At 70.5% G+C, this 26,094-nt stretch carries 32 protein-coding genes and 1 tRNA gene; 14 read left to right on the forward strand and 19 right to left on the reverse strand.

All coding sequences use genetic code 11. The annotated features are described in order from the left end of the window. Positions 1–24 precede the first annotated feature (24 nt). Both FNV62_RS25445 and FNV62_RS25450 read left to right on the forward strand, forming a co-directional pair. Complete coding sequence (locus FNV62_RS25445) at positions 25–681, forward strand: RNA polymerase sigma factor (protein ID WP_143611312.1); 657 nt, start codon at positions 25–27, stop codon at positions 679–681. Next, positions 678–1,778: a CU044_5270 family protein gene (locus tag FNV62_RS25450; RefSeq protein ID WP_143627186.1), complete on the forward strand. Its 1,101-nt coding sequence runs from the start codon at positions 678–680 to the stop codon at positions 1,776–1,778. Before FNV62_RS25445 ends, FNV62_RS25450 begins: the two co-directional genes overlap by 4 nt. Before the next feature lie 18 nt (positions 1,779–1,796). On the opposite strand, the gene FNV62_RS25455 is transcribed toward FNV62_RS25450, so the two are convergent. The 3 genes from FNV62_RS25455 to FNV62_RS25465 all read right to left on the reverse strand — a co-directional run bounded on the left by FNV62_RS25455 (position 1,797) and on the right by FNV62_RS25465 (position 6,642). Next, the gene (locus tag FNV62_RS25455; protein ID WP_097285353.1) at positions 1,797–3,791 is read right to left on the reverse strand and encodes a copper resistance CopC/CopD family protein; all 1,995 of its coding nucleotides are present in this window, start codon (positions 3,789–3,791) and stop codon (positions 1,797–1,799) included. 63 nt (positions 3,792–3,854) lie between these two features. After that, a complete protein-coding gene (locus FNV62_RS25460) occupies positions 3,855–4,487 on the reverse strand; it encodes a GNAT family N-acetyltransferase (RefSeq protein ID WP_143627187.1) in 633 nt (210 codons plus the stop codon). Then, positions 4,477–6,642 (reverse strand): penicillin acylase family protein, encoded by a 2,166-nt coding sequence (locus tag FNV62_RS25465; RefSeq protein WP_143627189.1) that lies wholly within the window; start codon positions 6,640–6,642, stop codon positions 4,477–4,479. The genes FNV62_RS25460 and FNV62_RS25465 overlap by 11 nt, the downstream gene beginning before the upstream one ends. Positions 6,643–6,831: 189 nt before the next feature. Here FNV62_RS25465 and FNV62_RS25470 point away from each other — a divergent pair, with 189 nt between their 5' ends. The 4 genes from FNV62_RS25470 (at position 6,832) to FNV62_RS25485 (ending at position 8,907) form a co-directional block, all read left to right on the forward strand. Beyond that, complete coding sequence (locus FNV62_RS25470; RefSeq protein ID WP_143602232.1) at positions 6,832–7,416, forward strand: HhH-GPD-type base excision DNA repair protein; 585 nt, start codon at positions 6,832–6,834, stop codon at positions 7,414–7,416. 142 nt (positions 7,417–7,558) lie between these two features. Continuing rightward, complete coding sequence (locus FNV62_RS25475) at positions 7,559–8,218, forward strand: HdeD family acid-resistance protein (protein ID WP_060896946.1); 660 nt, start codon at positions 7,559–7,561, stop codon at positions 8,216–8,218. A 129-nt stretch (positions 8,219–8,347) separates the two neighbouring features. Further along, positions 8,348–8,689 (forward strand): hypothetical protein, encoded by a 342-nt coding sequence (locus FNV62_RS25480; protein WP_060896945.1) that lies wholly within the window; start codon positions 8,348–8,350, stop codon positions 8,687–8,689. Positions 8,690–8,760: 71 nt separating this feature from the next. Then, positions 8,761–8,907 (forward strand): hypothetical protein, encoded by a 147-nt coding sequence (locus FNV62_RS25485; protein ID WP_159055361.1) that lies wholly within the window; start codon positions 8,761–8,763, stop codon positions 8,905–8,907. A gap of 157 nt (positions 8,908–9,064) precedes the next feature. Here the strand turns inward: FNV62_RS25485 and FNV62_RS25490 are convergent, their stop codons facing one another. Continuing rightward, positions 9,065–10,669 (reverse strand): helicase HerA-like domain-containing protein, encoded by a 1,605-nt coding sequence (locus tag FNV62_RS25490; protein ID WP_186003102.1) that lies wholly within the window; start codon positions 10,667–10,669, stop codon positions 9,065–9,067. Positions 10,670–10,774: 105 nt separating this feature from the next. Between FNV62_RS25490 and FNV62_RS25495 the strand changes: the two genes are divergently transcribed. Next, complete coding sequence (locus FNV62_RS25495) at positions 10,775–11,071, forward strand: type II toxin-antitoxin system VapB family antitoxin (protein ID WP_003999914.1); 297 nt, start codon at positions 10,775–10,777, stop codon at positions 11,069–11,071. 189 nt (positions 11,072–11,260) lie between these two features. Further along, positions 11,261–11,914 carry a LytR C-terminal domain-containing protein gene (locus FNV62_RS25500; protein ID WP_143605474.1) on the forward strand — a complete coding sequence of 218 codons (654 nt, stop codon included), beginning with the start codon at positions 11,261–11,263 and terminating at the stop codon, positions 11,912–11,914. Between the two features lie 234 nt (positions 11,915–12,148). On the opposite strand, the gene upp is transcribed toward FNV62_RS25500, so the two are convergent. Continuing rightward, entirely contained in the window at positions 12,149–12,784 is a 636-nt protein-coding gene (upp, locus tag FNV62_RS25505) for a uracil phosphoribosyltransferase (protein ID WP_054235115.1), read from the reverse strand. Positions 12,785–12,880: 96 nt separating this feature from the next. Here upp and FNV62_RS25510 point away from each other — a divergent pair, with 96 nt between their 5' ends. The 6 genes from FNV62_RS25510 (at position 12,881) to FNV62_RS25535 (ending at position 15,529) form a co-directional block, all read left to right on the forward strand. Continuing rightward, on the forward strand, positions 12,881–13,189 hold the full coding sequence (locus tag FNV62_RS25510) for a hypothetical protein (protein ID WP_143602234.1): 309 nt from the start codon (positions 12,881–12,883) through the stop codon (positions 13,187–13,189). Positions 13,190–13,488: 299 nt separating this feature from the next. Beyond that, the gene (locus tag FNV62_RS25515) at positions 13,489–14,034 is read left to right on the forward strand and encodes a hypothetical protein (RefSeq protein ID WP_054235064.1); all 546 of its coding nucleotides are present in this window, start codon (positions 13,489–13,491) and stop codon (positions 14,032–14,034) included. A gap of 175 nt (positions 14,035–14,209) precedes the next feature. Next, a complete protein-coding gene (gene tadA, locus FNV62_RS25520; RefSeq protein WP_060899669.1) occupies positions 14,210–14,641 on the forward strand; it encodes a tRNA adenosine(34) deaminase TadA in 432 nt (143 codons plus the stop codon). Positions 14,642–14,703: 62 nt separating this feature from the next. Further along, positions 14,704–14,788 (forward strand) — tRNA-Ser (locus FNV62_RS25525). Between the two features lie 203 nt (positions 14,789–14,991). Beyond that, positions 14,992–15,261, forward strand: coding sequence for a hypothetical protein (locus tag FNV62_RS25530; RefSeq protein WP_144315637.1), 270 nt, complete (start codon positions 14,992–14,994; stop codon positions 15,259–15,261). Next, positions 15,254–15,529 carry a hypothetical protein gene (locus FNV62_RS25535; protein WP_144315638.1) on the forward strand — a complete coding sequence of 92 codons (276 nt, stop codon included), beginning with the start codon at positions 15,254–15,256 and terminating at the stop codon, positions 15,527–15,529. Before FNV62_RS25530 ends, FNV62_RS25535 begins: the two co-directional genes overlap by 8 nt. Positions 15,530–15,560: 31 nt before the next feature. On the opposite strand, the gene FNV62_RS25540 is transcribed toward FNV62_RS25535, so the two are convergent. The 14 genes from FNV62_RS25540 to FNV62_RS25605 form a co-directional block, all read right to left on the reverse strand. Beyond that, positions 15,561–16,844 carry a tyrosine-type recombinase/integrase gene (locus FNV62_RS25540; RefSeq protein ID WP_144315639.1) on the reverse strand — a complete coding sequence of 428 codons (1,284 nt, stop codon included), beginning with the start codon at positions 16,842–16,844 and terminating at the stop codon, positions 15,561–15,563. A gap of 9 nt (positions 16,845–16,853) precedes the next feature. Beyond that, entirely contained in the window at positions 16,854–17,099 is a 246-nt protein-coding gene (locus FNV62_RS25545; protein WP_144315640.1) for an excisionase family DNA-binding protein, read from the reverse strand. 189 nt (positions 17,100–17,288) lie between these two features. Continuing rightward, a complete protein-coding gene (locus FNV62_RS25550) occupies positions 17,289–18,437 on the reverse strand; it encodes a DUF3631 domain-containing protein (protein ID WP_143614650.1) in 1,149 nt (382 codons plus the stop codon). Further along, positions 18,434–18,787 (reverse strand): hypothetical protein, encoded by a 354-nt coding sequence (locus FNV62_RS54670; protein WP_205523162.1) that lies wholly within the window; start codon positions 18,785–18,787, stop codon positions 18,434–18,436. The genes FNV62_RS25550 and FNV62_RS54670 overlap by 4 nt, the downstream gene beginning before the upstream one ends. After that, positions 18,784–19,698 carry a bifunctional DNA primase/polymerase gene (locus FNV62_RS25560; protein WP_144315641.1) on the reverse strand — a complete coding sequence of 305 codons (915 nt, stop codon included), beginning with the start codon at positions 19,696–19,698 and terminating at the stop codon, positions 18,784–18,786. The genes FNV62_RS54670 and FNV62_RS25560 overlap by 4 nt, the downstream gene beginning before the upstream one ends. 89 nt (positions 19,699–19,787) lie before the next feature. Then, complete coding sequence (locus tag FNV62_RS25565) at positions 19,788–20,339, reverse strand: hypothetical protein (protein WP_144315642.1); 552 nt, start codon at positions 20,337–20,339, stop codon at positions 19,788–19,790. Positions 20,340–20,358: 19 nt separating this feature from the next. Continuing rightward, a complete protein-coding gene (locus tag FNV62_RS25570; RefSeq protein ID WP_144315643.1) occupies positions 20,359–20,820 on the reverse strand; it encodes a hypothetical protein in 462 nt (153 codons plus the stop codon). Positions 20,821–21,026: 206 nt separating this feature from the next. After that, the gene (locus FNV62_RS25575; protein WP_144315644.1) at positions 21,027–23,150 is read right to left on the reverse strand and encodes an ATP-binding protein; all 2,124 of its coding nucleotides are present in this window, start codon (positions 23,148–23,150) and stop codon (positions 21,027–21,029) included. A gap of 107 nt (positions 23,151–23,257) precedes the next feature. Then, positions 23,258–23,575 (reverse strand): hypothetical protein, encoded by a 318-nt coding sequence (locus FNV62_RS25580; protein ID WP_144315645.1) that lies wholly within the window; start codon positions 23,573–23,575, stop codon positions 23,258–23,260. A gap of 2 nt (positions 23,576–23,577) precedes the next feature. Further along, positions 23,578–23,811, reverse strand: coding sequence for a hypothetical protein (locus FNV62_RS25585; protein WP_144315646.1), 234 nt, complete (start codon positions 23,809–23,811; stop codon positions 23,578–23,580). 29 nt (positions 23,812–23,840) lie between these two features. After that, on the reverse strand, positions 23,841–24,224 hold the full coding sequence (locus tag FNV62_RS25590) for an RRQRL motif-containing zinc-binding protein (RefSeq protein ID WP_144315647.1): 384 nt from the start codon (positions 24,222–24,224) through the stop codon (positions 23,841–23,843). Continuing rightward, complete coding sequence (locus FNV62_RS25595) at positions 24,224–25,120, reverse strand: DUF2637 domain-containing protein (RefSeq protein WP_144315648.1); 897 nt, start codon at positions 25,118–25,120, stop codon at positions 24,224–24,226. Before FNV62_RS25595 ends, FNV62_RS25590 begins: the two co-directional genes overlap by 1 nt. Next, positions 25,117–25,560 carry a Pycsar system effector family protein gene (locus FNV62_RS25600; RefSeq protein WP_144315649.1) on the reverse strand — a complete coding sequence of 148 codons (444 nt, stop codon included), beginning with the start codon at positions 25,558–25,560 and terminating at the stop codon, positions 25,117–25,119. Before FNV62_RS25600 ends, FNV62_RS25595 begins: the two co-directional genes overlap by 4 nt. Further along, the gene (locus FNV62_RS25605) at positions 25,557–25,823 is read right to left on the reverse strand and encodes a DUF6284 family protein (protein ID WP_144315650.1); all 267 of its coding nucleotides are present in this window, start codon (positions 25,821–25,823) and stop codon (positions 25,557–25,559) included. Before FNV62_RS25605 ends, FNV62_RS25600 begins: the two co-directional genes overlap by 4 nt. Between the last annotated feature and the right edge of the window lie 271 nt (positions 25,824–26,094).

Below are 26,094 nucleotides of genomic sequence, written 5' to 3' on the forward strand. Positions count from 1 at the left end.
CAGCTCATAGGGGTGAGCATTGATATGCGTACCCGGGTACGGGCCGGGGAATCGGGCGCCTTCGCGGAGCTCTTCGACAGTTATGCGCGCGCGGTCTACAACCATGCCTTCCGGCTGACCGCCGACTGGTCGACGGCCGAGGACGTGATGGCCGCGACCTTCCTGGAGGCATGGCGGCTGCGCGACCGGGTCGACCCCGAGGGCGGCTCGCTGCGGCCCTGGCTGCTGGGCATCGCCACCAACACCGCGCGCAACCAGTACCGGAGCAACCGGCGTTACCGGCAGGCGGCCCAGGCCGCCGCCGCGGCCGAGCTGTCGGTGCCCGACCACGCCGAGGACGTGGCAGGGCGGGTCGACGACCGGCGCCGCCTCGCGACCGCCCTCACCGCCCTCGCGACGCTGCGTCCCCCGGAGCGCGAGGTCATCGCGCTCTGCCTGGGGGAGGGCCTGGACTACGAGGCCGCGGCCGAGGCACTGGGGATTCCGGTCGGCACGGTCGCCTCCCGGCTCTCCCGCGCCCGCAAGAAGCTGCGCACCCTCACCGACCCCGGACCAGCACGCCAAGAACCCGGACCGCCGCCGAAAAAAGTTCGCGGAAGACGGGAAGGCAGCCGCCGCGCCCGACAGATAACAGGCGATCGCACCCAAGTGATCCGGCCCGCACAGGAAGGAAACCGATGAACGCGAACACGCCCCGGCAGAGTCCGGCCGAGCGGGACGAGAGCGCCCAGCAGCTCCTGTCCCGCACGGCGCGCGACCTCCCGGCGGGCCGTCACCAGTTCCACAAGGAGCGCCTGATGGCCCAGATTCACCAGATCCAGCAGGAAGAGCGCACGGCGGCCGCGGCGGCGGCCCCGGCGCGGACCCGGCGGTTCCGGCTGCCGCGTCCGGCGATCATGCTGCCCGCGCTGGCCGCCGCCCTGGCCGGTACGGTCGTCGCCGCAGTGGTGATGAACGACGGCGGCGGGGTCAGGGACGGCGGCGTCGCCACCGGACCCGCCCTCACCACCCACATCGGTGCCGCGACCACCAAGGGCGTCCCCCAGCTGCTGGGCCAGATCTCACTGGCGGCGGCCGAGACCGGGGGGAGCCACCCGGCCGTCAAGCCCGGCCAGTACGTCTACATAGAGTCCAAGACGGCCGACTCGTTCGTGAAGACCGTCGACGACAAGAGCAGCCTCGCCAGTCACGCGCTGCACCGCCGCCAGGTCTGGATGTCCTCCGACGGCACCAAGGGCTGGCTGATCGACCCGGCCGTCAACGACAGCTCCGAGGGCGAGACCCTGAGCCTGCCCGACGAACAGGGCAACACCCCGGTCGGCAGCCTGAACCACCCCACGTACGACTACCTGGCCAAGCTGACCACCGACCCCGACAAGATCCTGGCCAAGATCTACAAGGAGACCAAGGGCCACGGCAACTCACCCGACCAGGAGGCGTTCACCACCATCGGCGACCTGCTCGTCGAGAGCTACCCGCCGGCGGAGCTGTACTCGGCCCTGTTCAAGGCCGCCGCGAAGATCCCCGGAGTCGTCGTGGTGAACGACGCGGTGGACGCGGTGGGCCGGCACGGGATCGCGGTGGCCCGGCTGGACGAGACCAGCGGCGAACGCGAAGAGTGGATCTTCGACAAGAAGACCCATGTCTTCCTGGGCGACCGCTCGGTCAAGGTGACCGCGAGCGCCGGTGAGGACGCTCTGATCAAGCCCGGCACGGTGACCTTCACCAACGCCATCGTCACCCGGGCCGTCGTCGACGGCATGAAGCAGACCCCGTGAGCCGACGCGGTGGTCCCGTCAGCCGATCTTCACGGTCTTCGACACCGTGACCTGGTCGATGTCGGTGGTGCGGACGGTGGCCTTCATGGTCCAGGTGCCGGCCACCGGGAGGGTGACGCCGTCCGCGGTCCAGTAGCCGCCCTTGTCCGTCAGTTCGGCGTCGATCGGGCCGATCTGCTGGGATTCCAGAGTGAAGGTGAGGCGCAGTTCGGGCACGGTGGCGAAGCCGCCGTCGGAGCCGTAGATCACGGCCTGCACGGAGTTCTCGCCCACCCGGCTCGGTGTCAGTTCGATCTGCACCTTGCCGTGTCCGCCCTTCGTGCCCACGTCGAACGGGATCGTCGTCGTCGAGGCCGTGGTCTGCCCGGCGGCCGCGGTGGCGGAGGCCGCCGCGGCCTCGGTGGCCGCGCGGCCCGGTTGGGTACCGGTGAGCAGGGTGGTGATCACCAGCACGACGATGCCGACGACGACCTCGACCAGCACCGAACGGCGCAACGCCCGCCGGTACCGGTCGGCCTCGTCGGAGGCCGCGCCCGAGGCCTTGCCGGGGTCCTTGTCGGTGTCCTTGTCGGAGACCTTGCCCGAGCTCTTGTCGGAAGCCTTGTCCGAAGACTCGCGATCCGGATCCGATACGCCGTCGTCCGAGGGGCCGCCGTCCGACGGGCCGTCCGCCCTCCCGACCCGTACGTCGGTGGGGGCGGCCGAGGCCCCCACCGTCTGCGGCACCCGCTCCTCCACCGACACCGCGGCCGCTGTCCGTGACTCATCCGCCGCGAGCATCAGCCGCCCGGTCCAGCGCCGCGAGGCCCCCGCCCCGGCCAGCAGCACCAGCACCGCCACCAGCTTGGCGAGGAGGAGCCGGCCGTACGAGGTGGAGGTCAGCGCGTCCCAGGAGCCGAGACCGCGCCAGGACTGGTAGACGCCGGTGACGACCAGGACGGTGACCGAGGCGAGGGCGAGCCGGGAGAAGCGGTTGACGACGGCCGCGGGGAGCGGCTCGGCCGACCGGTACAGCGCGGTGAGCAGGGCCGCGAGGCCGCCCAGCCAGACCGCCATCGACAGCAGGTGCAGTACGGAGGAGACCATCGCCACGGGGACCTGGATCCCGGCGGACGCGTGCTCGGCGACGGCCCAGGTGACGGCGAGGGAGACGGTGAGCAGCCCGCCGAGCGCCAGGACGAGCCGGCCCCGCGCCTGCTCGTGTACCGGACAGAACACCGCCGCCGCGAGCAGCACCAGCCGCGCCAGCAGGGCCAGTCCCGGCCTGCTGGTCAGGGTCTCGTTGAGGACGGACGGGTCGAAGGCGTCCGCCGGGCCGCTGCCGCGCTCGTAGGGTCCGCGCAGGAGCAGCAGCGCGACGGTGGACCCGCCCAGGATCCACCAGCCGGTGAGGAGCAGTCGCCGCACCGGGCCCGGGAACCCGCAGACCAGGACGAAGGTGGCCGAGCCGATGAGGAGGGCCAGACCGCCGTACGCCAAGTAGCGGGCGGCGTCGTAGAGCGTGCCCGCGACGGTGTTCCCGGAGGGGTCCACGGGGACCGGCGGGGCGGTCGCGGAGGGTTTGCCGATGGAGAAGGTGAAGGCGCCGGAGACCGGGTGGCTGTCGGCCGAGACGACCCGCCAGGCCACCGTGAAGGTGCCCGTGCCAAGCCCCTTCGGCAGGGTCACACGGGCGGTGTCGGAACGGTCGCCCGCGTGCCCCGGATCGCCGGTGTGCACGCGTCGGTTGTCCGGGTCGAGCACGCGGAAGGAGTCGTCGAGGAGCCCGATGGACTCGCTGAAGGACAGCGTCACCTCGGTGGGCGCCGTCTTCAGCACGCTGCCGTCCTGCGGATCGGTGCCGGTCAGCGCGGCGTGGGCGGACGCGCCGCCGACACCGCCGAACAGCACCAGGACCAGCACCGTGCCCAGCAGCGCCAGCCCCTGGGCGATCCGCCGTCGCTCCCGCTGTCCGCCTCCACGTCCGCTCACACGCCGTCTCCGTCGTCTCCGTCGTCCCTGCGGTCTCCGCATTCCGGTCCGCCCGGTCCGCCCTTCCAGAGTCACGGATACGTACGGACGAATCCGGCGCCGTGCTCACTCCCCCGGCGAGGAAGCCCCTGGGAGGGCCGCCTCCCGCGTCAGAAAGGCCAGCCGGGCCCGCTTCTCGGGCAAGTAGACCCCGGGAAGGTCGATTTCGGGAAGCACGATCTCCGGGCCGGGCACGAAGCCCTGGCGGACCAGCCGCGCGATCGCCTTCTCGTTGCGCGCGTCGGGTTCGACCACGACCCGCTGCCGGTCGAGGCCGACCAGCACGTACGTGGTGAACGCGGTGAGCAGCGCGGACGACCAGCCCGGCCGGCCGCCTCCGGACCCCGCGGGGCCGATCAGCAGGTGGACGCCGATGTCGCCGGGTTCGACGGCGTAGCACTCGCTGACCCGGTCGGCCTCGGGCTCGTACGTCTGGAAGAGCGCGGCGGGATCGCCGTCCTTGACCGCGAGGAAGGCGTCGTGGGTGTCGAGGGAGTCCAGATGGACGTACGTCTCCAGCACCTGCTGCTTCGTGAGCCCGTTCATGCCCCAGAACACGGCACGCTCCTCGCTCACCCAGCGGTGGATGACGTCCAGGTCGGCGCCCGGGTCGACGGGCAGGACGCGCACGGTCCCGAAGCCGTCGAACTTCTGCTCGTGCACGGCCTCGCGGTCGGCGGCGTACGGCTCACTGCTCATGGTCGTCCTCAACCTTCTCTGTCTCCTGCTCCGGTGTCAGCCGGCTCCAGTCGGTGCTGACCGGGGCCAGTTCTCCCTTGAGCCACAAGGGGAGTTGGTCGCGGTGGTGGGCCGAGCCCGGGACGCCCGAGGCGCCGAAGGGGACCACCCAGAGGCTCTGGTCGCGGTCGGCGAGGTCCCAGACGTAACGGGCCGCCGGGCCGCGCGCGCTCAGGTCGGTCAGGCCGGGGACCGCCGAGGTGCACAGCACGCAGTCGTGGTCACCGGAGAGCCCCGGTTCGTCGTACGAGGTGGTCGGGAGCGCGCGCCAGGGCGCGAGGCGGTGGGTGTCGCCCCAGACACCGAGTGGTTGCGCGGCCGCCTCCTCCACGGCCTCGCGGACGAGGGCGGCGCGATCGATGCCGTACAACTCCTCGGCCTTCAAAAGGTGTTCGAGGGCGAAGCCGACACGGGGGAGGAGGGCGAGCCAGGGGCGGAAGACCTCGGGGTACGCGGACGGGTCGGCCAGCGCGGCGAAGGCGGGGTGCGCCGCGAGCCGCCGTACGACCGCGCCACGCACCGCGGCGTAGGCGGCCGCCGCCATGCTGTCGGCCGTCATCCGGCGGTCCCAGCCGAGCAGCCAGTCGCGCAGGGCGGTCGCCTCGATGCTGAGTCCGTCGAGCGCGGCGAGGTGGTCCATCAGGGGCGCGGCGGAGGCGAGATGGGTGTCCATGTGGATGTCCGCCATGTCCTGGGCCGACCACTTCGGCCGCTCGTCGAGGAGCTGCCGGATCCGGGCGGCCCGGTGGACCGGGGCGAACTCGACACCGAGCGGGCCGGCGGGGCCGCGCTGGTTCGCCATCACGGCGACGCCGTCCTCGACCGTCCCGTACGGCATCTCGTGCCAGCCCCGCCATGCGTGCCCGGGCTCCCAGGCGGCGACGATCCGGGTGCGGTTGTCCGCGCCGCGGAGCGGGACCCGGCCGGCGACCCGGTGCAGTACGCCGCCCTCGGTGTCGGCGGCCTGGACGACGTTCACGGGTTCGGCCCAGTGGTCGAACGCCCGGTCGACGTCGGCGACTTCGCGGGCCCGGAGGAGCGGGAGGAGCGCGCTGAAGCCGAGGTCTTCGGTGACGCGGGGCGGGTAGCGGAGGCTGATGGCTTCGACGCCCTCGGTCTGCTCCGCTCCCCCGATGACGACCGGTCCGCGCGGGGTCTCGACGACCTCGACCTCGACGGGTTCACCGCCCGCCACCTCGACCGTCTCCACGTGCCGGGCGACGGCCCGCCACTCCCCGTCGGGGTCGAGCGCCTCCCATCCTTCCGATCCCTCCGATCCCTCCGGTCCTTGCGATCCTTCCGGTCCTTGCGATCGCTCCGGTCCTTCCGGTCCCTGGGGTCGGACGCGTCGCAGTCGTTCCCGGTACAGGTCCTGGTAGTCGGCCATCGCGTTGGTGATGGCCCAGGCGACCGTGCCCGTGTGGGCGAAGTGGGCGATGCCCGGAACGCCGGGGACGGCGAGGCCGACGACGTCGAACTCGGGGCAGGAGAGGTGGATCTGCTGGTAGACGCCGGGGTCCTCGATGAAGCGGTGGGGGTCGCCCGCGATGACCGGCCGACCGGTGCCGGTCCGCTCGCCCGTGACGAGCCAGCCGTTGCTGCCCGAGGTGCCGGGACCGTCGGCGGCGAAGAGGTCCACGGCCTCCGGCCCGATCCGGCGGACGACCTCCTCCCTCCACAGCTTGGCGGGGAAACCGGCGAAGAGGATGTGCGCGCCGAGCCAGACGCCGAGCGGGGTCCAGGGCTCCCAGCGCCCCGGGGCGAGCCCGGTCTCCGCGAACTCCGGTGCGCGCCGGGCGCCTTCGGGCAGCCCCTCGTTGACCCCGTCGACGTACGCCACCACCCAGTCGGCGGTCTCCGGATCCCGTCTCTCCAGCGCCGCGAAGCAACGTCTCGCGGTGTCGTCGAGCCGGGCCCTGCGTGCGAACCGGTCCCAGCCGACGGCCTCGGCGCCGAGGAACGCGGCGGAGGTGCCCTGCGCGCGGTGCCGTTCGACCTCCAGTTGCCAGGCACGGTCGAGGGCGGTGACACGGCCCTGGGCACGGGCGAGGGCGCGGGCGTCGCCGGCGCGCAGGTGGGGGATCCCCCAAGGGTCACGGTAGAGCTCGGCGGTCACAATCCATCCCCACTTTTGTCAGGTTAGGCTAACCTAACTTTCTTTGGGGCGAAATCGTACGCGAGCGGTGGAGGGCCGACGTACGTCCGCAAGGAACTCTCCGTCCCGAGGCAGCGGGTGAACGCGATGGGCTACTGGCGCACGGCGGGCTGAGAGGCGTTCCGCACCCTCACGCGGGATCATCGAGGCATGGACGTCAGCCTTCACATCGCCCAGGATCCCGAAGCGGACGCGTTGCTCAGCGGCAGTCCCCTCGCCGCCCTGACCGGGATGCTGCTGGACCAGCAGGTGCCGATGGAGTGGGCGTTCAAGGGGCCGCGCACGATCGCCTCGCGCATGGGGGCGGACGAGTTGGACGCGCACGAGATCGCCGCGTACGACCCGGAGAAGTTCGCCGCGCTGCTCACGGCGAAGCCGGCCGTGCATCGCTATCCCGGGTCCATGGCCAAGCGGATCCAGCAGCTGTGCCAGTACCTCGTGGAGCACTACGACGGGGACGCGGCCAAGATCTGGGAGGGCGTCAAGAGCGGCGAGGAGCTTCTGCGGCGGCTCAAGGAACTGCCCGGGTTCGGCGCCCAGAAGGCCCAGATCTTCCTGGCCCTGCTCGGCAAGCAGTTCGGTGTGCGGCCCAAGGGCTGGCGCGAGGCGGCGGGGGCGTACGGCGAGCCGGACTCCTTCCGCTCCGTCGCCGACATCACCGGGCCGGAGTCCCTGGCGAAGGTCCGCGCCCACAAACAGGAAATGAAGGCCCAGGCGAAGGCCTCCGGCAAGTAGCCCTCCACTTGTCTCGCCCCGCCGCAGCGCTCCCAAGGGGCGCAGGGAACTGCGTGACCAGCCCCCGGGGGTCCGGGGGCGAGGGTCCGTCGGATGGCTCACCGCGGTGGCAGAGCGGTCCCGCGCGGCCAAAACATGAACCATGAGCGAGGTACCGAACGCCCCCCGCCAAGGCCCGCAGTACGACGACCGTCACGTCCACGAACGTCACGTCCACGACCGCGAACCACGCGTCACCCCCGAAGGCCCCCTGCACTTCATCGCCCGCAGCGCCTGGCAGGCCGTCCTGCTCGCCGGCATCGCGGCCTTCGTCCTGGGCGTGCTGGTGCTGGTCTGGCCGGGCGCCTCCCTGCTGGCCGCAGGCGTGCTCTTCGGCCTCTACCTGCTCTTCAGCGGCGTACTCCAGCTCGTCGCCGCGTTCGGCACCCACGTCGCGACCTCGCTGCGCGTCATGGCCTTCATCAGCGGCGCCCTCTCGATCCTGCTCGGCCTGTTCTGCTTCCGCGGCCCGATGCAGTCGACCCTCCTGCTCGCCCTGTGGATCGGCATCGGCTGGCTGTTCCGGGGCATCACCCAGACCCTGGCCGCCGCGTCCGACCCGACCGTGCCGGCCCGCGGCTGGCAGATCTTCCTCGGAATCGTCAGTTCCCTCGCGGGGATCGTCCTCATCGTGTCCCCGTTCACCTCGGTCGCCGTCCTCACCCTCGTCGGCGGCTGCTGGCTCATCGCGGTCGGCGTCACGGAAATCGTCACGGCGTTCGTGATCCGCGGCCGCGCCAAGCACATCCCGGCCGTCGTCTGACCGCACCTCCGACCACACGACGACGAGTCCACGCCGTACGTCAACTCCGCGCCTCCCCCGTAGCCCATGAGGGCGGATCTCGCCGCCGACACGATGAACCACCCACTCCGGATGGGGACACGACCTCCTATGAGCTCCTCTCCGCACCGCCGGCCGCGCCCGTCGCACCGGCACGCGTGGATGCGGGTTCTGACGCTCCTCGTCGTCACGATCCTCGCGGCGGGCGCCCACGTCGACGCCCTCGCCCCGAACCCCGTCGTGGCCTCCGCCGAAGCGGGCTGCGGCGCCGAACACGACGTACTCGACACGGCCCTTCGCCCGCCCGCCCGGCAGGACCACCGCCCCCTCGCCCCGCTGCGCCCCGCGCCGACCGCTCCCGACTGCCCGGAGCCGGCGCCCCGCCCCCGTCACGTACCGCCGTCGCACTCCCGCACGCTGCACGCCCTGCGCTCCGTGGTCCTGCGCTGCTGACAGGTCCGGCCCGGCCTCCGGACCGTCCCCACCAGTCAGTCAGTGAACCGAGCGAACGCAAGGACACAGCCATGCCCACCGACCCGTACGCGGTCCTGCGCGCCCTCCTGCGCGCGGAAGCCGTCCGCAACACGCCCAAGCCGCAGCCCGAGCCCAGGCCCGCACCGGACGCCCGGCAGGTGCAGGCGCCCCCGGCCAAGGAGCACGGAAACAGCTAGGCACAACGATGAGGCGACCGTCCCGCCCGTGGGCGGGGCGGTCGCCTCACAGCCGACAGCCGACAGATGACAGATGACAGATGACAGATGACAGATGACAGATGACAGATGACAGATGACAGATGACAAAAACCGACCACCAACCACCGGCTACCGGCTACCGCCTGCGCCGAGCCGTCCCGAAGAGGGAGCGGGTGATCTCCCTGCCGATCTGCGTGCCCATCGACCGTGCCAGCGACTTGAAGATCCCGCTGCCGACGACCTGTTCGACGACCGAGGGTTCCTCCTTCGCCCGGCCGCCGCCCTTCGCGGGCGCCCGCCCGGCCTCCGCAGCCGCCTGGGCGGCGGCCTGCGCGGCTGCCGCGTCCCGCGCCGCGAGCTTCTCGTACGCGGACTCGCGGTCGACCGCCTGCGCGTAACGCCCGTACAGCGGGGACGCCCGCACCGCCCGGTCCAGCGCGGCCGGATCGACAGGGCCCATCAGGGACTGCGGGGCCCGCAGCCGGGTCGCCGCGACCGGCGTCGGCGCGCCCTTCTCGCTCAGCACGGTCACCACGGCCTCGCCGGTGCCCATGCCGGTGAGTACCTCCTCCAGGTCGTACGCGGAGTTGGGGAAGGTCTTCACCGTGGCCTTCAGCGCCTTCTGGTCGTCCGGGGTGAAGGCGCGCAACGCGTGCTGGACGCGGTTGCCGAGCTGGGCGAGGACGTCGGACGGCACGTCCTTCGGGGTCTGCGTCACGAAGAAGACGCCGACCCCCTTCGAACGAATGAGCCGCACGGTCTGGGTGATCGACTCCAGGAAGGCCTTCGACGCGCCGGTGAAGAGCAGGTGCGCCTCGTCGAAGAAGAAGACCAGTTTCGGCTTGTCGAGGTCACCGACCTCCGGGAGGTCGTGGAAGAGATCGGCGAGCATCCACATCAGGAAGGTCGAAAAGAGCTGCGGTTTGTCCTGGACCTCGGGGAGTTCGAGGACGGACACCATCCCGCGCCCGTCCGACGCCGTCCGCAACAGCTCGCTCGTGTCGAACTCCGGCTCCCCGAAGAACGGGCTCATGCCCTGTGCCTCGAAGGCGGTCAGGGAGCGCAGGATCACCCCCGCCGTCGCGGGCGACAGCCCACCGATGCCCTTCAGCTCCGCCTTGCCCTCGTCCGAGGTCAGGAAGGTGACGACGGCCCGCAGGTCCTTGAGGTCGAACAGCTCCAGACCCTTCTGGTCGGCGTAGTGGAAGATCAGGCCGAGCGACTGCTCCTGGGTCTGGTTCAGCTGGAGCACCTTGGAGAGCAGCACCGGGCCGAAGCTGGTGACCGTCGCCCGTACGGGGATGCCCCTGCCCATGCCGCCGAGCGCGTAGAACTCGGCCGGGCAGGCGGTCGGCGTCCACTCCTGGTGGACCTCCTGGGCACGCGCCAGCACCTTGTCGTTCGACACGCCCGGCGCCGAGATCCCGGAGACATCACCCTTGATGTCGGCGAGGAACACCGGCACGCCCTGCACGGACAACTGTTCGGCGATCAGCTGCAGCGTCTTGGTCTTGCCGGTGCCGGTGGCTCCGGCGACCAGCCCGTGCCGGTTGAGCACGGGCAGCGGAATGCGGATCCGGGCGTCCGGCAGACTCCGCCCGTCCCAGAGCAGAGCGCCCAGGTCGAGCGCGGGTCCGGCGAACGCGTAACCGGAGGCGATCTCCAGAGCCTCCTGGGAGAGCCCGGGGGCGCCGCTCACACCTTCGGGTGCCACCGCGGGAGGTGCTTCGCTGTCGCTCATATCAGGCCCCTGTTCCCGGTTTGCACTGATTTACGACGTCTTTTCCAGCGTCGCACTACGTCGCCATGGCTGCGCCCGGAAGGTCTGGGCCGGTAGGCTTTCCGTGTGATCTTCAAGCGCATCGGAAACGGACGGCCGTACCCCGACCACGGCCGGGAAAGCACCCGGCAGTGGGCGGACGTCGCGCCGCGCCCGGTCCGCCTCGATCAGCTCGTGACGACCAAGGGCCAGTTGGACCTGGAGACCCTCCTCGCCGAGGACTCCACGTTCTACGGCGACCTGTTCGCGCACGTAGTGAAGTGGCAGGGCGACCTGTACCTCGAGGACGGCCTGCACCGCGCCGTACGCGCCGCGCTGCAACAGCGCCAGGTGCTCCACGCACGTGTGCTCGAACTCGACTGAATCGGCCGACTCGACCGGGGCGAACTCGGCCGGGACCGGGCGCCTGGGACGCGAGAGCCTCCTCGAGGCCCAAGATCCCCGCTCGTTGACCCTTTTGGGTTGGACTGAACCTCGACCGATGATCATTTAGTAGGAATCACCGCCGCGGCACACTACGCTGCGCCCATGAGCATGCTCACTCCCCCTGGCATGGGCGGCCAGTACCGGATCACGGGGGACAAATACCCACGGATGCGCCGACCCCGGGGGCGTCGCAGGCTCGTGTTCCTGGTCGTCGCCTCCGTCACCGCGCTAGGGCTGGTCGGGTGGGGAACCCTGCAGCTCATCGACGTCTTCACGGGCAAGGGCGACAAGGCCACGGCGGCCGGTACGAAGGGCGACTGCACGTCCACGGCCGGCCCGTCGGCCAAGGCGACCGCGACGTCGACGACATCCACGACGTCCACCGCCGCCGGGACGCTGCCCAGGCCCGGGCAGATCACCGTCAACGTCCTCAACGCCACGCCGCGCAGCGGGCTCGCCAAGCAGACGGCGGACGAGCTGAAGAAGCGCGGGTTCCGCATCGGCGACGTGGGCAACGCGACGGCCGCGTACGACAAGAAGGTCAACGGCGCCGGAATACTGCTCGGCGCCAAGGGGGCCGCACAGGCCGCGTTGCCGGTGCTGGGCACGCAGTTGTCCGGCGCCGAGGTGAAGACGGACGGCCGCGCCCAGGCCGACCAGGTCGACCTGATCATCGGCACCGCCTTCAAGAGCCTCACGAAGAAGGAGGACGCCGACAAGGCCCTGGCCACCCTGTCCGGGCCCCGGCCGGCCGCGTCCGCCTCTGCGAAGAGCTGCTGAACGGCGAAGGCTGTCGGCAGCCCCGTAGGGACCGCAGACAGCCTTCCTGAGACCGCTGATCGTTCGGAACCGGCCACTGGGCCCTGGACCCCTGGATGGCCCCGGCAAGGCCGCTGAGGGCCCGAGGGGCGACCACGGGTCCCGTAGGGCCGCGATGTCCCGTAGCGCCGCGACATCCCGTGGCGCCACGACGGTCCCGTAGGACCGTGGCAGGTACCGCGCGGGTGCGGGGACCTACTCGGCCGCCCCGTACATCCGGTCCCCCGCGTCGCCCAGCCCCGGCACGATGTAACCGTGCTCGTTGAGCCGTTCGTCGACCGACGCGGTCACGACCGTCACCGGCGTGCCCGCGAGCTCGCGCTCCATGACCTCGACGCCCTCCGGGGCGGCGAGCAGCACGACGGCGGTGACGTCGTCGGCGCCGCGCTTGATCAGCTCCTGGATCGCCGCGACGAGCGTGCCGCCGGTGGCCAGCATCGGGTCGAGGACGTACACCTGGCGCCCGGAGAGGTCGTCCGGCATCCGGGTCGCGTACGTGGACGCCTGGAGCGTCTCCTCGTCGCGCACCATGCCCAGGAAGCCCACCTCGGCGGTCGGCAGCAGCCGCACCATGCCGTCGAGCATGCCGAGACCCGCACGCAGGATCGGCACGACCAGCGGGCGCGGGTAGGACAGCTTGACGCCCGTGGTGGGGGCGACCGGGGTCACGATGTCGACCTGCTCGGTGCGCACGTCGCGGGTGGCCTCGTAGGCGAGCAGGGTGACCAGCTCGTCGGCGAGCCGCCGGAAGGTCGCGGAGTCGGTGCGCCGGTCGCGCAGGGTGGTGAGCTTATGGGCGACCAGGGGGTGGTCGACGACGTGGAGACGCATGCCCATAACAGTAGCCGTGCCCCCGTGTCCCTCGCGCTGGCATCAAACCGCCCGTCAGAGGGAAGGCGGTAGGGACGGACCTGGGGTGGTGTGCCTATGCCGGACCGGGAAAAGGAGTCCCCGGAGCAGTTGGACCGACTCGGACGAGCCGATGCGGCCGAACGGACCGATGGGGCCGAACGGACCGGACGACTTCGCCGCGTCGAACAATCCGAACAATCCGAACGGGCCGAGCAATCCGAACGGACCGGGCAGCCGGAGACGGACGCCGAGCGCCGACGGCGCCGCGCCCAGTTCCTCCGGGACCTGACCGAGGCGCGCGAGCTGCGCGACCGCGTCCAGCCCCGCCGCGCCAAGGTCGCCCGTCTCCGTCACGCCATGCGCATGCGCACCTTCCGTTGGTAGCTCCGCCGCCGGCTCCATCGGTGGCTCCGTCGGTAGTCCTTTGGTAGTCCTTCGGTAGCTCCTTGGTGTCCCGCCCACGCCGTGAGGGCGGGGACATGCACACACGACGCCGAGGGCCGCGTACGATCCGCTGTTAGCGATCAAAAGAGGCAGACACAGCAGGCCGAAGACGTCCCCTGAACGCTCTGTTTCTGCCACGATTCCGAGTGGGTGGGGTCTCGGAGCAGCACTCCCCGCCCAATCGACCTCCGCCGGGGGGACCCCCAACCGGCACGCCTATGACCAGTGGGAGAGTCACGGTGTACTTCGCCGCACTGCTCGCGCGCACCGAAGACGGGTGGGAAGCGAGCGACACAGAGCTCGACGATGTGGAGACCCTGTCGGATCTGACCGATCTGGCCCGTGAAGCCTCGGAGGAGGACACGGTGCTCGTACTCATCGAGCAGGAGGACGCGTGGTTCGGCGTCGTCCGCGTGGACGGTGAGGAGGACCCTCGCATCTACGTCTCGGACGCCGCAGCCGCAGCCCGCAGCTCGTACGGCGAGATCCTGCTCACGGACGAACTACTAGGACGGGAGCCCGGCGACGACGACGCCGACCTGGACTCCCTCGACCTGGACGGCACCGAGGACGGTGAACCCGACGACGCAAACGACTCCGAGGACGACGAGGAGGAGGAGAGCGTCTCCGGCGAGATCGTCTCGCACAGCCCCGTCGGGGACCGCGAGATCCTCGCCGACCTCGGTGTGAGCGAGAAGGAACTGCTTGCCCTGGACGAAGGCGACGCGCTCAGCACGATCGCCGAAGCCCTGGGAGCGGCAGAGGTCCTGGAGACCGTCCGCTAGGGCCTGATCCGCCGGACGGGCCCCAGGGCCCGATCCGGAAGGCAGGGCCCGGCTCCCGCGGTTCCGGGGGAGGCGGTTTCCCTGGCGAGCCCGATAGATTTCCCGGGTGAGCCCGACAAAAGAGACCTTTCCAGCAGATTCGGCAGATCCGGTACGCGACCGCTGGCGGGCCGCGATGCGGCTCGCCCTGGACGAGGCCCACCGGGCCGTCCAGGGCGGGGATGTTCCCGTCGGCGCCGTCGTGCTGTCCACGGACGGTACGACGGTGCTCGCGACCGGACACAACGAACGCGAGGCCACGGGCGATCCGACGGCGCACGCCGAGGTGCTCGCGATCCGCGGGGCCGCCCAGCGGCTCGGCGAGTGGCGGCTGGCCGGCTGCACGCTCGTCGTCACCCTGGAGCCGTGCACGATGTGCGCGGGCGCGCTCGTCCAGTCCCGGGTGGACCGGGTCGTCTACGGCGCCCGCGACGAGAAGGCGGGCGCGGTCGGTTCCGTCTGGGACCTCGTACGCGACCGCCGGCTCAACCACCGCCCCGAGGTGATCGGGGGTGTACTCGAGGACGAGTGCGCGGGTCTGCTCACGCGTTTCTTCCGCGACCGCTGACTCCAGGGGGCGGCGGGAAACGGATTTCAGACCACGGCCCACCTTGGGGTAGGGTCTCCCTCGGTAGCGTGTCCGAGCGGCCGAAGGAGCTCGCCTCGAAAGCGAGTGTGGCGCAAGTCACCGAGGGTTCAAATCCCTCCGCTACCGCAGGTAAACGAAGGGCCCGGTCCGATGGACCGGGCCCTTCGTGTTCTTCCGTCTCAGTTTCCGTCTCAGTTGCACGTCCTGCGATCCATCCGGGCGGAAACCGGGAACAAGGCATGTACTGGACGCGTGGATAGCACAATCCAAAACTAGAGGTTTGCTGCGTCGCCTGTTGCAATGACACACCCGAGGGGGACGGTGGGGGCATGGAACCAATTGTTCTGGTCATCCTGTTAGGGGTGGTCCTCGTCGCCATGCTGGCCAGCCCCACCGTGCGTGGCCTCTTGCGCGCGATCTTCCGTCGTCCGCGAGAGACATCCGTGATCGTTGAGGTCGATGGCAAGCGGGTAGAGCTCAAGGGCCCGCTCGACGACGAGTTGCTCCAGCAGACCATTGCTCTCCTACGTGCGGAGAAAGACCCGCCTGCCCACCAAAGCGACACCCGGACCGGAGCCGGGGGCGACTCGAATGAGTGACGAACTCGCGAGTCCCGTCACTGCCACCGCAGCCGATCAGGCGCCCACCGATACACCAGCAGTGACCACCGTCACCGCCCACTTCAAGCTGGTGTTCATCGGGGTGATGGTCATAACTGTCTTCACGCTTGCCGCCAGCCTCTGCATCGGCGTCTTCGTTAAGGAACCCACCGAGGCCGCCAAGTCGGCAATGGACACCTGTTCCACTCTTGCCAACCTGGGGTTCGGTGCCATGGTGGGACTCTTGGGTGGCAAGGCCGTGAACTAGCGGGGCAGGCCCGAAAGCCTGCCCCGGCGTTTCAACGGATCGATACGAGCGCCCCGGCGGGCCCGTCGTCATCGTCAGCCGGTCCGTCTCCCCCCAGCTTCCAGATGAGTCCATCGACCTGTCGGGCGACGTCGCTGCGCACGGAGTCCACCATGTGCTGATACCGCGCGGCCATGGCCGTAGTGGACCAACCCATCAGTCCCATGACGGCTCGTTCGGAGACTCCGAGGATCAGCAGGACCGTGGCGGCGGTGTGCCGGGCATCGTGCAGCCGGCCGTCCCTCACCTTCGCGTCGTCCAAGAGTTCCTTCCAGTCGTCGTAATCCGTTCGGGGTGACGTGCCCCGACCAGTGAGCGTCGCGAAGAGCCAGCCCTCATCCGTCCAGTCGTCACCTGCCGCCGCGCGTTCGGCCTGCTGCTTGGTCCGGTGGGTCCGCAGCAGATCTACGAGCTGTGAGGGAAGTCCGACCGCGCGACGTCCCGCGCGGGACTTCGTGTCGGCCGTCTCCGGGTTGGTCCGCTGACGCTGCGGGCAGTACCCGGCTTTCCTCCCGCAGGTGTCGCCGCACCCGTGGGCATAGCGGGGCCGACGGCGGCTCCGACGGACCATCAGGACACCCCGTTTCAGGTCCACATCCGCCCACTTGAGTCCCAGCGCCTCGCCCTGTCGGAGTCCGAGGGCGAGCGCCACGGCCCACCGTGCAGAGTTCCGACGGTTGTCTGCCGTACGCAACAGCCGCTGTACCTCTTCGACGGTGTACGGCTCGATCTCCTCTTCGCTGAGGCGCGGCGCCTTGGCGAGCTGAACCGGGTTGCGTGCGAGGTGACCGCGCCGCACAGCCTCGTTCAAGGCCGTGCGGAAGGTCCGGTGGATCTGATGGATCGTTCCGGCCCTGCGTCCATCAGCCTGCATCTTTCCGTAGAACCGCTCGATGTGCTCCGGCCCGAGCTTGTCCAGACGGTGTGCTCCAAGAGCGGGGATCAGGTGCTTCCGCACTGCGACGCCGTACCCCACCATCGTGTTCTCGTTGACGGCCAACGGGGCGATGCTTTCGACCCAATGGGTCAGCCACGTCTCTACCGTCCAGGCTCGCCCGGCCTTGCGAACGGTGCCGCCGTCACGCTGCTTCTCCAACTCTCGGACGGCCGCCGTCACCTCAGCACGGGTCTTGCGTTCGACATGGCGACGGTCGGGCTTGCCGTTGTCGCAAATTCCGACGGTGACGCGGCCGTGCCACTTGCCATCCTTGCCAAGGTAGATGGACGAACGGCCGTTCGGCTGTCGGGTGCGCTTATCGTTCTTCTCTTCTGCCATGGGTACTCCTCAGGCTGCCGTGGCGGCGGTCATGGGGGTGGCGGGGCGCTGCGTCTTGCGGCGGCGAGTGACGAACTCGGGTACGGCATCGGCGGGGACCCTGCGGAGGTGGCCGACGGTGATGGACTCCAGCTCTCCGGAGCTGACGAACCGGTAGCAAAGAGTTCGGCCGATCCGGAGGCGGCGGGCAGCCTCCTCAACCGTCAGCAACACGAGCGTGGGGTCGAATGCGTCGTCCAGGCGGGCCATGTCCATGCAGATCTCCTTGCGACAGACAGCACGAGGGCGCTCGGGAGGCCTCTCAGAAGTGCGCTACTTCCGCTACCGCCGCTACCGCGCAGGTCAGGGGCCTGATCGAGGTAGCGGGAAGGGGTAGCGGTAGCGGATGGGTAGCGGCGGGGTAGCGGGTGGCGATGCCGGTTGCCGCTACCCCGTCGCTGCTGGTCAGGCGGTGTTTTCCGTGCCGGGTAGCGGAGGTAGCGGACTTTCCGGGGGTGGGGGGCAGTAGCGGGCCCACGCGTCCCAGAGATCTGCGGCGTAGTAGCCCTTGAGGACGCTTCCGGCGGTCTTGATGTTGCGGGAGGTGATCGGCTCGATGTCGGCCGTCATGTACTCCGCGAGCATCTTCGACAGCCGCCGGTTGTCGAGCGGCTTGCCGTTCAGGTCGGCCCACGGGGCGTCGTCGAGGGAGTTGAGCCGGTCCAGGATGGCGACGGTGGGGAGGCGGTCGATGCCGGCCATGACGTGGTCGCGCAGGTCGGTCAGGAGCCGGACTCCGATGCTGCCTTTGTCGTTGGCCTTGGACGCGGTCACCAGCGTTACGCACGCCTGCCGTGCCCGTTCGGGCCAGTTGCCGCCGGCCGCGTCGGCGACAGCGATCAGGGGTTCCCATACATCCGCGGGCCGGTCGGTGACCTCGTCCGGGAGAGCGGGGAAGGCACCGGTGACCTGTTCCTCCACGGATTCAGCCCACTTGGCGAGGCGGTCGCGGATCTCGTTGCCTTCGCGGACGTGGATGCGGGAGCGGAAGGGCTCTGCTTTCTCGTTCCGGGCCCGGCGGCGCATGCGGATGATGACGGAGCGGGTGAGGATCGTGGTGGGCAGGGAGCCGAGTCCGGCGACGGCGACGGCGCAGTACGAGGGGAAGCCCTGTACCTGCTGGTTGGCGCCGTCTCCGACGCACCGGTAGACGGGGCGTCCTCGTGCGTGGCCTGCGTTGATGAAGCCGCGTAGCTGCTCGTTGTCTCCGGCTTTGGGGCCGAAGATGGTGTCGATCTCGTCGAACAGGATCGTGGGCCGGCCGCCGTCGATACCGGATACGGACCGGAACAGCGCTGCTGCGGACGCGTCCGCAGCGGCCATGGAGCGCGGCACGAGGGTCTCGACCACATCCAGCGCCCGGGACTTCCCCGACCCCGGCTCCGGGGACAGGAACGCGAGGCGGGGGGTGGAGTCGAAGCAGTCGAGCAGGTGGGCGTGTGCGTCCCACAGCACGACGGCGACGTAGGCGGCCTCGTGCGGGAAGACGTTGAAGCGGCGGTGGAAGGCTTCCACCTCGTCGAGCAGCGCGGCCCCGTCGATGGTGTCGGTCATGCGGCGGCCCTCCCTTCCTGGGTGGTGCGGAGCGGGCATTCGGCGCGGTGGGCTTCGTGGTCGGCGATCAAGGCGAGCACGCGGGCTTTGCCGACGGCGCTGCGGTCACGGCCACACAGGCATTTCGAGGTGGCGGTCGGGACGGCGCCGCGCGGGGCGCAGATGTGCAGCCACGCGACGGGGTAGCGGCCGTCCCCCTGCTGCGGGTCAGGACGAACAGCAATGGGGACGCCTTCGGCGACGCCCTTCGGTTCGCCCACCGCCGTCCGTGCCCGGGCGGCGTCGGCGTGCTGCAGGCCGTTCGAGGTGGGGGTGATGCTCTTCAGAGGGGGGAGGGAAGGGGCGGTCATGCCGCATCCCGCCGGCGCTGGTTGTGGGCGATGGACCAGTCCAACGCGCTGCGCAGGGTGGCGCGGCACTGCGACGGCGGCAGTCCCACCGCCTCGCCCGCCTCCTGAAGAGCCTGCTCCACCTCGTACCGGGCGAGGTCGCCCCACGCGACGAAGCGCCCCACGGCTCGCGCCGCCCGGAACAACCTTGCCTCGCGCTGGCCGAGTTGAGCCCCGGAGACATTGCGGACCTCATTACCGAGCGCGGTGTCCGCGTATAGGCGGGATTGCACCGTTACGGGCACTGAGGGGGCTTGTACGGGCTTGGGGGTCGGTTTCAGGATGCTCAGCAGCCACGCGGGCAGAGAAGCCACCACAGGGCCGCTGACGGTTTCGTAGGGTCCGGCGGGGGTGATGCTACCCGCGGCGACGACGTAGCCACCCCATGCCCGGGTGTCGACCAACGGGGCAACAGTTCCTGCCGTGTTGGCCAGCCGCACCCCAGACGGCGCCGCGAAGTACAGGTGGCTGCCGCCGCTCGCGGTCCGGGTCCGGTAGGTGTCCGGGACGGCGTGACCGGTGCGCTCGCAGAGCGCCCCAAAGGTCGCCGCGCCGTCAGGCGCGTCCCCATTGCTGTTGTCCTTGGGCATGTCGAGGTCGACGACCAGCAGCCCGGAAGGACCAGTGGCGATACCGACGTTGAACGCGCCCGTGGCCCAGGTGGCGCGGATGCGCTCGGGGTCGGTGGTCGCACGCTGCTCCCACTTCCGGTGGCCTCCCGCGCACGCTCCGGTGCGCGGGCAGGTGGCCTCTCCGTGGAGGGCGGGGCGCTTGGTGCCGGGACGGAGCGGGAAGACGTGCCAGCCGCGGACGGCAGCGTTCAGCGCGGCCGCGAGTAACGCCTCTCGCCGATTGTCGGTTGGTTGGGTCATGCTGGAGACCTCCAACAGGTCTGTAGTGGGCTGGTTGGCAAGGGCGGCCCCGCGACTTTGGCGAGACGGAGGGGCCGCCCTTGGCGTAGCTACTGGTTCTCGGCCCAGACGGCGTATTCCTGGCGGACGTAGCCGCGCGGGTGGGCGAGCGTGGCCGGGTGCTCCGGCCAGTACGGGTCGCCGCTGTAGTCGCCCTCGCCGTCCTGGTCGACCTCGATGAGCCGGCGAGCGGCATGGGCCGCGATCTCGTCGGTTCCGTTGCGGACGCCTTCGGCCTCGTGCTCCAGCGCGATGCGGTCGAGCAGGGCGGCTTTGCGGAGCCAGTACTCACGGTCCACGTCGCCGCCGTGCGGGTTCTCGGTGAGCGTCCTGGCCGTGGACGCGGTCCACGCGACCTCGTAGGTGATGCCGGGGGCGGTGGCGTAGGCGTCTTCCGGCGTCGGCCACGCTGTCGGCCCCATCTCCTCGGGGGTGGGCCGCGGGCCCGGGGCGGCGCGGTGGTCGGCCCCGACGTAGAGGCGGTGCTGCTTGCCGCCGCGGGCGGGGCAGACCGTCACGGTGCCGGCCGTGAAGGTCTTGTCCAACGCGGTGACGATGCGGTCGGTGTCGGCGGGAGCGCAGATGATGCGGATCTCGAACACGGTTCTCCTCTGGGGGTGTTCAGCCGTGGAAGTGGTTGCGCTTGATGACGGCCTTACGGATGTTGACCGTGGTCCCGCCGCCGCGGTGGCCGCTCGTGCCGAAGACCTGCACGGCGATCCAGCCGCCGAAGATGACGGCGGCGAGGATGATCAGTTGGTGGATGAATGCGGCGAGGGCGGCGACGAACGCGGTGAGCAGGGCCAGCCCGCCGCAGAAGGCGGCGAACCCGATCCCTCCGAGCGCGATGTTCACCGCTGCGCGGGAGACGACGGGCTTGGTGACGACGGGTTCGGGCTTGGCGGGCTCGATGGCGTAGCCGGTGACGACCCGTCCGTCGGGCAGGACGATGCTCGCCACCGCCGGGATGCCGGCGGGCTGCATGGGCACGAGGGGCGCCGCCTGCACGGGGGCGAGGGGTGCGGGTTGGTGGATGGTCACGGCCCGTTCGGCGGGCAGGTGGCCGAGGTGTTGGGGGTACATACGGAATCCCTTCCGGTGTTTGGTCGGGGAGGCGGAGCCACCCCCTTCGGGACGGCTGTGGAGGGGGTTTTCGGGAGTCTGACCTGCGGGCCTCCCCGCCTCCCCAAATCGGTGTTTTCGCTGATCAACGTGGGGGAGGCGGGTCGGGGAGGCGGTTGGGGAGTTCTCCCCGCCTCCCCGGGGCGGGAGGGGGCGCCTCCCCGTGATCAGAAGGCGGAAGTGGAACCGTCTGCGTCGCGGTGGGCGATGGCCCGAAGGACGTGATCCTTGTGGACGACCATGCGGCCGTGCGACTTCTTCGGCTCCTCGCCCTCCGCCTCCATGACTCGCTTCAGGTCGCCGTTCGTCCAACGGCCGTAGGCGTCCTCGTTCAGCGCGGCGAGCCTCTTGAGGACGTCACCGGTGAGCAAGCGCGGCTTGTCCCCGAGCGCGGCGACGATGTCGGCGAGCGGGTCACGCTCCTCGCCCCGCTCGATGACGCGCAGGGTGGTGACCCCGTCGCGCAGGGCCTTGGCCCGCGCGGCGATCTCCTCGGCAGGGTCGTCGTCGATGAAGTGCGTGCGCACCGTGATGGAGGACTGGCCCTTGGGCATGTCGATGCCGTCGGAGGCGACGACGAGGGTTCCCTTGTCCAGTCCCTGCCGGAGCAGGTGCGGGGCGGCGCCGTCGTCGACGGCCTTGTCGCCCAGCGCCATGCGGGCCTGGGACTCGGTGCCCACGACGAGGGAGGCCCGGGTGTGGGCACCCTCGCGCACGAGCTTGGGAAGGTTCTGGTCGGTGGGGTCCTGGGTGCCCTGCCACAGCAGCACGTCGACCGCACGGCCCTGGTTGTGGATCTTCCGGGCGGCCATGAAGTAGCGGGACGTGGAGCTTGAGCCGCCGTAGGGCCGCTTGTCCTTGTCCTTGACCGGGCACATGAACGCGACCTGCGCCTCGTCGACGATGACGATGAGCGGCGGGAAGGCCGCGGTCGGGTCGGCGCGGCGGGCCTCCAGGCGGCGGTTCATCTCGTCGACGGCGTCCTCGGCCATCTCGGTCACCTGGATGACGTGCTCGTCGGTGGGTCCCTCGATGAGGACATCAGCGATGCCGACGAACATCTTCCAGTCGCCGATGCCCTTCAGGTCACCGATCCAGAACTGCACCGACTTGTCCAGCGCGAGCCACAGCGCGATGGAGCGCAGGGAGGCGGTCTTGCCCTGGTTCGAGCGGCCAGTGATGAGCAGGTGGCGCTGATACACGCTCAGCTCGGCAGCGTCGCCGCGCAGGTCCTGCCCCCACGGGGCCTTTCCAGTCTTGTAGTTCGCGGTCAGCGTCTCGTCCGTGGTCAGCGGGGACGGGCCGATCGGCTCGTCCAGCGCCCCGGAGTCCGCAATCCACAGCCGCACGGTGCGGGCGGCGGGCGGGATGGTGATGAACACCTCGTGCTCGTGCCGGGTCAGGTTCTCAGCGAGCTTGCGCCGTCGGCTCTGTACCTCGTTCGTCGACACCCCGGAAGGCAGGGTGACGTCGACCTCGACGCCGCATCCGGCGATGGTGATCGGGGACAGCATGGACGCGCCGGCGTCCCCCATCTCTTTGATGGCGCTGCGCAGTGCGGGCACCCCGAGGTCGCGCAGGGCCTTGACGACGATGGACGGGGTGATCGGCTCGCCCTCACCGGAACGAACGTTGGCGGGCAGGGCCCACTGGGGTGCGGCTTGCTGCTTGCTGCCGACGGTCCACAGGGCGAGCAGGGCGAGGAACGGGCCGATCGTGAGGGCGGGGCCCCATACGACCTGCACGATCCGAATCAGCAGGGCGATGAACTCGATGGTCGCCCTGAGCGGGGTGATGACGTCGGTGACGTCGTGGTTGTTGATGGCCATCACCACTCCGAGCGCGACCAGCACCCCGACGCTCACCCCGGTGCCTACCGCAATGCCCTTAGCGGCCTCTACGGGCGAGTGCAGGAGGTCCATGCGGCGGTGGTGGCGGGCGGCGCGGAAGCGCTGCAACCGCTCTTCCCACTCCTCGGCCGCTTCCAGGTTCCCCGCGGCTTCGGCGGTCCGGATCATGCGCTCGTAGCGGGCTCCGGTCTTGCCGTCCCAGGTGCGGCGGGCCACGATCCGGCCCCCGTTGAACGTGTAGAGGCCATGCCGGGCCACCGCGCGGGCGGTCGTCTTCGTGGTCTCGTGCGTGACCACGGTCTTGACCGCGCGCCCGGAGCGCACCCACAGCGGCACCGGGGCCGCCGGCGGGGCGTCGGGCACGACAGTCAGCACCGTGGGCGCCGCGGGGTCGGTCGGGGGGTCGGTGGGCTTGTGGAGGTGAACGACGTTCTCAGACATGCTGAGGGTGCTCCTGACTGCCCCGATCGGGGCGGGAGTTGTGGAGGGCGCCGGGGTGGCCGTGTCCGTGGCAGGGGGCGGTCACCCCGGCGGGTTGTGCGGGCTGGTCAGAACCAGCCGGAAGACTTCTTGGCGGCCTTGGCGCGGGCGGCCTCGGTGATGAGGCGCTGGCGCTCGCCGTGCAGGGCGGTCAGCTCCGCGTTCAGCCGCATCTCAGCCGCCGAACCCGTGCTGTCCATCTGCTCTTCGGCACGGTTGGTGCTGCGGCCCCGGGCGGCTCGGTAGGCGCCGCCGGCCAGCGAGCGCGCCATGGCGCGGCGCTCCGAGCCGTTCAGCGGCCACCACTCGCCCCGCCGGACGGCTTCCAGCTTCTTCATCGTCTGCCGGATCTCCCGGTCCAGACGGCGGGTGTCGGGCTTGCTCATGGTCAACTCCCCTTCGGCGAGGTGTGGGTGGCGGGCAGCAGGGTGATGTCGGCGAGGCGGCCGGTGCAGCCGCGGGCGCCCAGCCAGGCGCCGATGTCGCGCAGGGCCCGGGCGCGGCAGTAGCCGTGGGGGCCGGTGACGGTGCCGGACGCGAACGCGCGGCCCTGGCCGCGGACGGTCACCCAGCCGTGCCAGGAGTAGGCGACGGCGGGCGGGGTGGCATTGGTGCTGGTCACAGCGGAACTCCTGGGTCTGGTCGACGTGTTCAGGCGGCGCGCTGTTCGTCGTCGGGGTAGGCGCAGGGCACGCACATGCCGAGTGAGGTGGGGATGACGTATCCGGCGTCCGTGCGGCACTTCGGGCAGGTGCGGCGCGCCAGGTTGGCCTTGGCGAGCGCTGCCCACCTCGCCGGGGTCATGGGCCGGACGGGCTTGGCACGGTCGACGCGGTAGAGGTAGGCGGTCAGCGGGCCGCGCCGGTAGCGCGAACGCAGCACCTGCGCGGCGATCTGCTGTCCGCCGGGGCGTAAGCCTCGGGCGCGGAGTTGGCGGCGGGTGGCGAGCCCCTTGGGGGCGTAGCGCCAGGGGTAGGTGGGGATGCCGAACTGACTGCCGGAAGGGTCGTAGCACTTGCCGAACGACCCGCCCATCAGACGGCCGTGGTGGCGCCGTCGCGTTCAGCTCGGAGGGTCTCGCGCAGGGTCCGGGCGTTCTTCGGCGAGGTGTGCACCGCGAGGCGGATCCCCTCGGCCGTGAGCTTCGCGTCCGGCCAGTCGGCGGTCACCGTGCGGGCTTCGGCGAGCAGTTGATCCGGCGTGCGCCTCGGCCGGCTCGATCGGGCAGCCTCGGGAACCCGACCCGTCGCCCGGCGAGGGCGAGTCGACTCGGCCGCGGCCACCGAGCGCCGCTCGATCGCCGGGGCGGCAGTCGGGGCGACGGTGGTCGGTGCGGGCTTGAGGGGGAGAGTCGACTTCACGAACTCCACGGCCACCGGATCGGGCATCCGCACCGGAGCGGCCACCACGGGCGCGGGAGTCGATTCCATGAGGTCAGCGGTAGACCGATTACTGCTGGTCTCGGTAGATTCCTCCGCATTCGTGTCCGGGGTGGGGATCGGGGCGGGGCGGTGGTGCAGCACCTTCGCGACCAGATCGGATCCGAAGTAGATCGACCCGACCGGAAGCGAGGTGGCCAGCAGCACGAGCGCCCAGTTCGCCGGATCCCAGTCCGCGAGTCGGCCCCAATCGACCGTCCGGCCGTGCAGCTCGGGAACGAGCCCGTGGACGTAGTTGAGGACCAGCGAGGCGAGCGTGTAGGTGCCCAGCACCCGCAGCGCGAACGTCCGGTCCCGTCCGGACAGAACGAGGGTGGCGACGAGGGCGAGGGCCATGAGGCCGTCGACCACGAACGGGTAGAGCGTCGCGGCGGTGTGGTCCGCGCCGATGGCGTTGGCGATGTCCCGCAACGCGTTCCAGGACACCCGGAACGCCATCGCGACGACCGCGACCAGTGCCGTCACCAGCAGGATCCTGCCCGTGCGGTTCATGCCGCACCCCCTGCCGCGAGCAGGGCCGAGAGGATGAGCAGGGCGCCGCCCGCGCGGGTCAGATGGACCGCGCGTCGAAGGTTGGTGAACTTGGCGACGGCGATCCGGGACAGTCCCGCGATGTCCTCGGCCTGGTCGCCGTCGAGGGTTGCGCTGATTTCCTCGGCCGTGAGCGTCGCCCACAGCGGGAACCCGCGGCCACCGCCCAGGTTCGGCCGGACCGCCCGCAGCAGCAGGTCAGCCGCGGCGACCAGCAGGCCCACCCCGAGCCCGCCGGCGATGTACGCGGGGACGGTGAGGGGGACGTCCTTGGCGACGGTCCACGTGCCGGCGAGGACGGCACCGACGAACGCCAGTAACAGACCGGTCTTGGTGTCGGTCCGCGCGATTTCCGCCTTCACCTCCGCGTGCGCGGTGGCGAGCGTCTGAGGGGTGCTCACGCGCCCACCCCCGGAACCAGCGGCGCGACCTGGTTGGCGAGCACCAGCCGCATGGCCAGCGCCACGCTGCGGGCCCGGCGGATGCGGCGGGTGTCCAGCTCGGTGGGGGTGCGGTCTAGGGCGATGATCTGCGCGTCCAACAGGTCGATGTCCGCCTCGATGGCGGGCATCTCCCGGTCGATCGCGTCCAGCTCCGCAGCCGTCGGCTCCATGAAGTCGGCAAACGCGGTAACAGCATCCTGAACAGTAACGATGGGGTTCATTGGGTCGTGTTCTCCCTTGTAGGTGGAACGGCCCGAACAGCGGCTCCCGGGTGGCACCCCGGGAGCCGCGCGCCGTTGTTGGGTTGGTCTGCTCGGCCGAGCAGACACGGCCCTTGACGCCCGGTAGAGAGACGTCAAGGACCGTGAGCACTCGGGCTCACATCGACCCATCGACCGCCCATGTACAGGCGGCTGGATCGGCACGCTGTTGAGTTTTCAAACAAACGGCGCTTCCTTCGTACTGACCCCTGCGGGCTTTCCTCTAGCGCAC

The sequence above is a fragment of the Streptomyces sp. RLB3-17 genome (assembly GCF_007113425.2).
Lineage (GTDB): Bacteria > Actinomycetota > Actinomycetes > Streptomycetales > Streptomycetaceae > Streptomyces > Streptomyces mirabilis_D.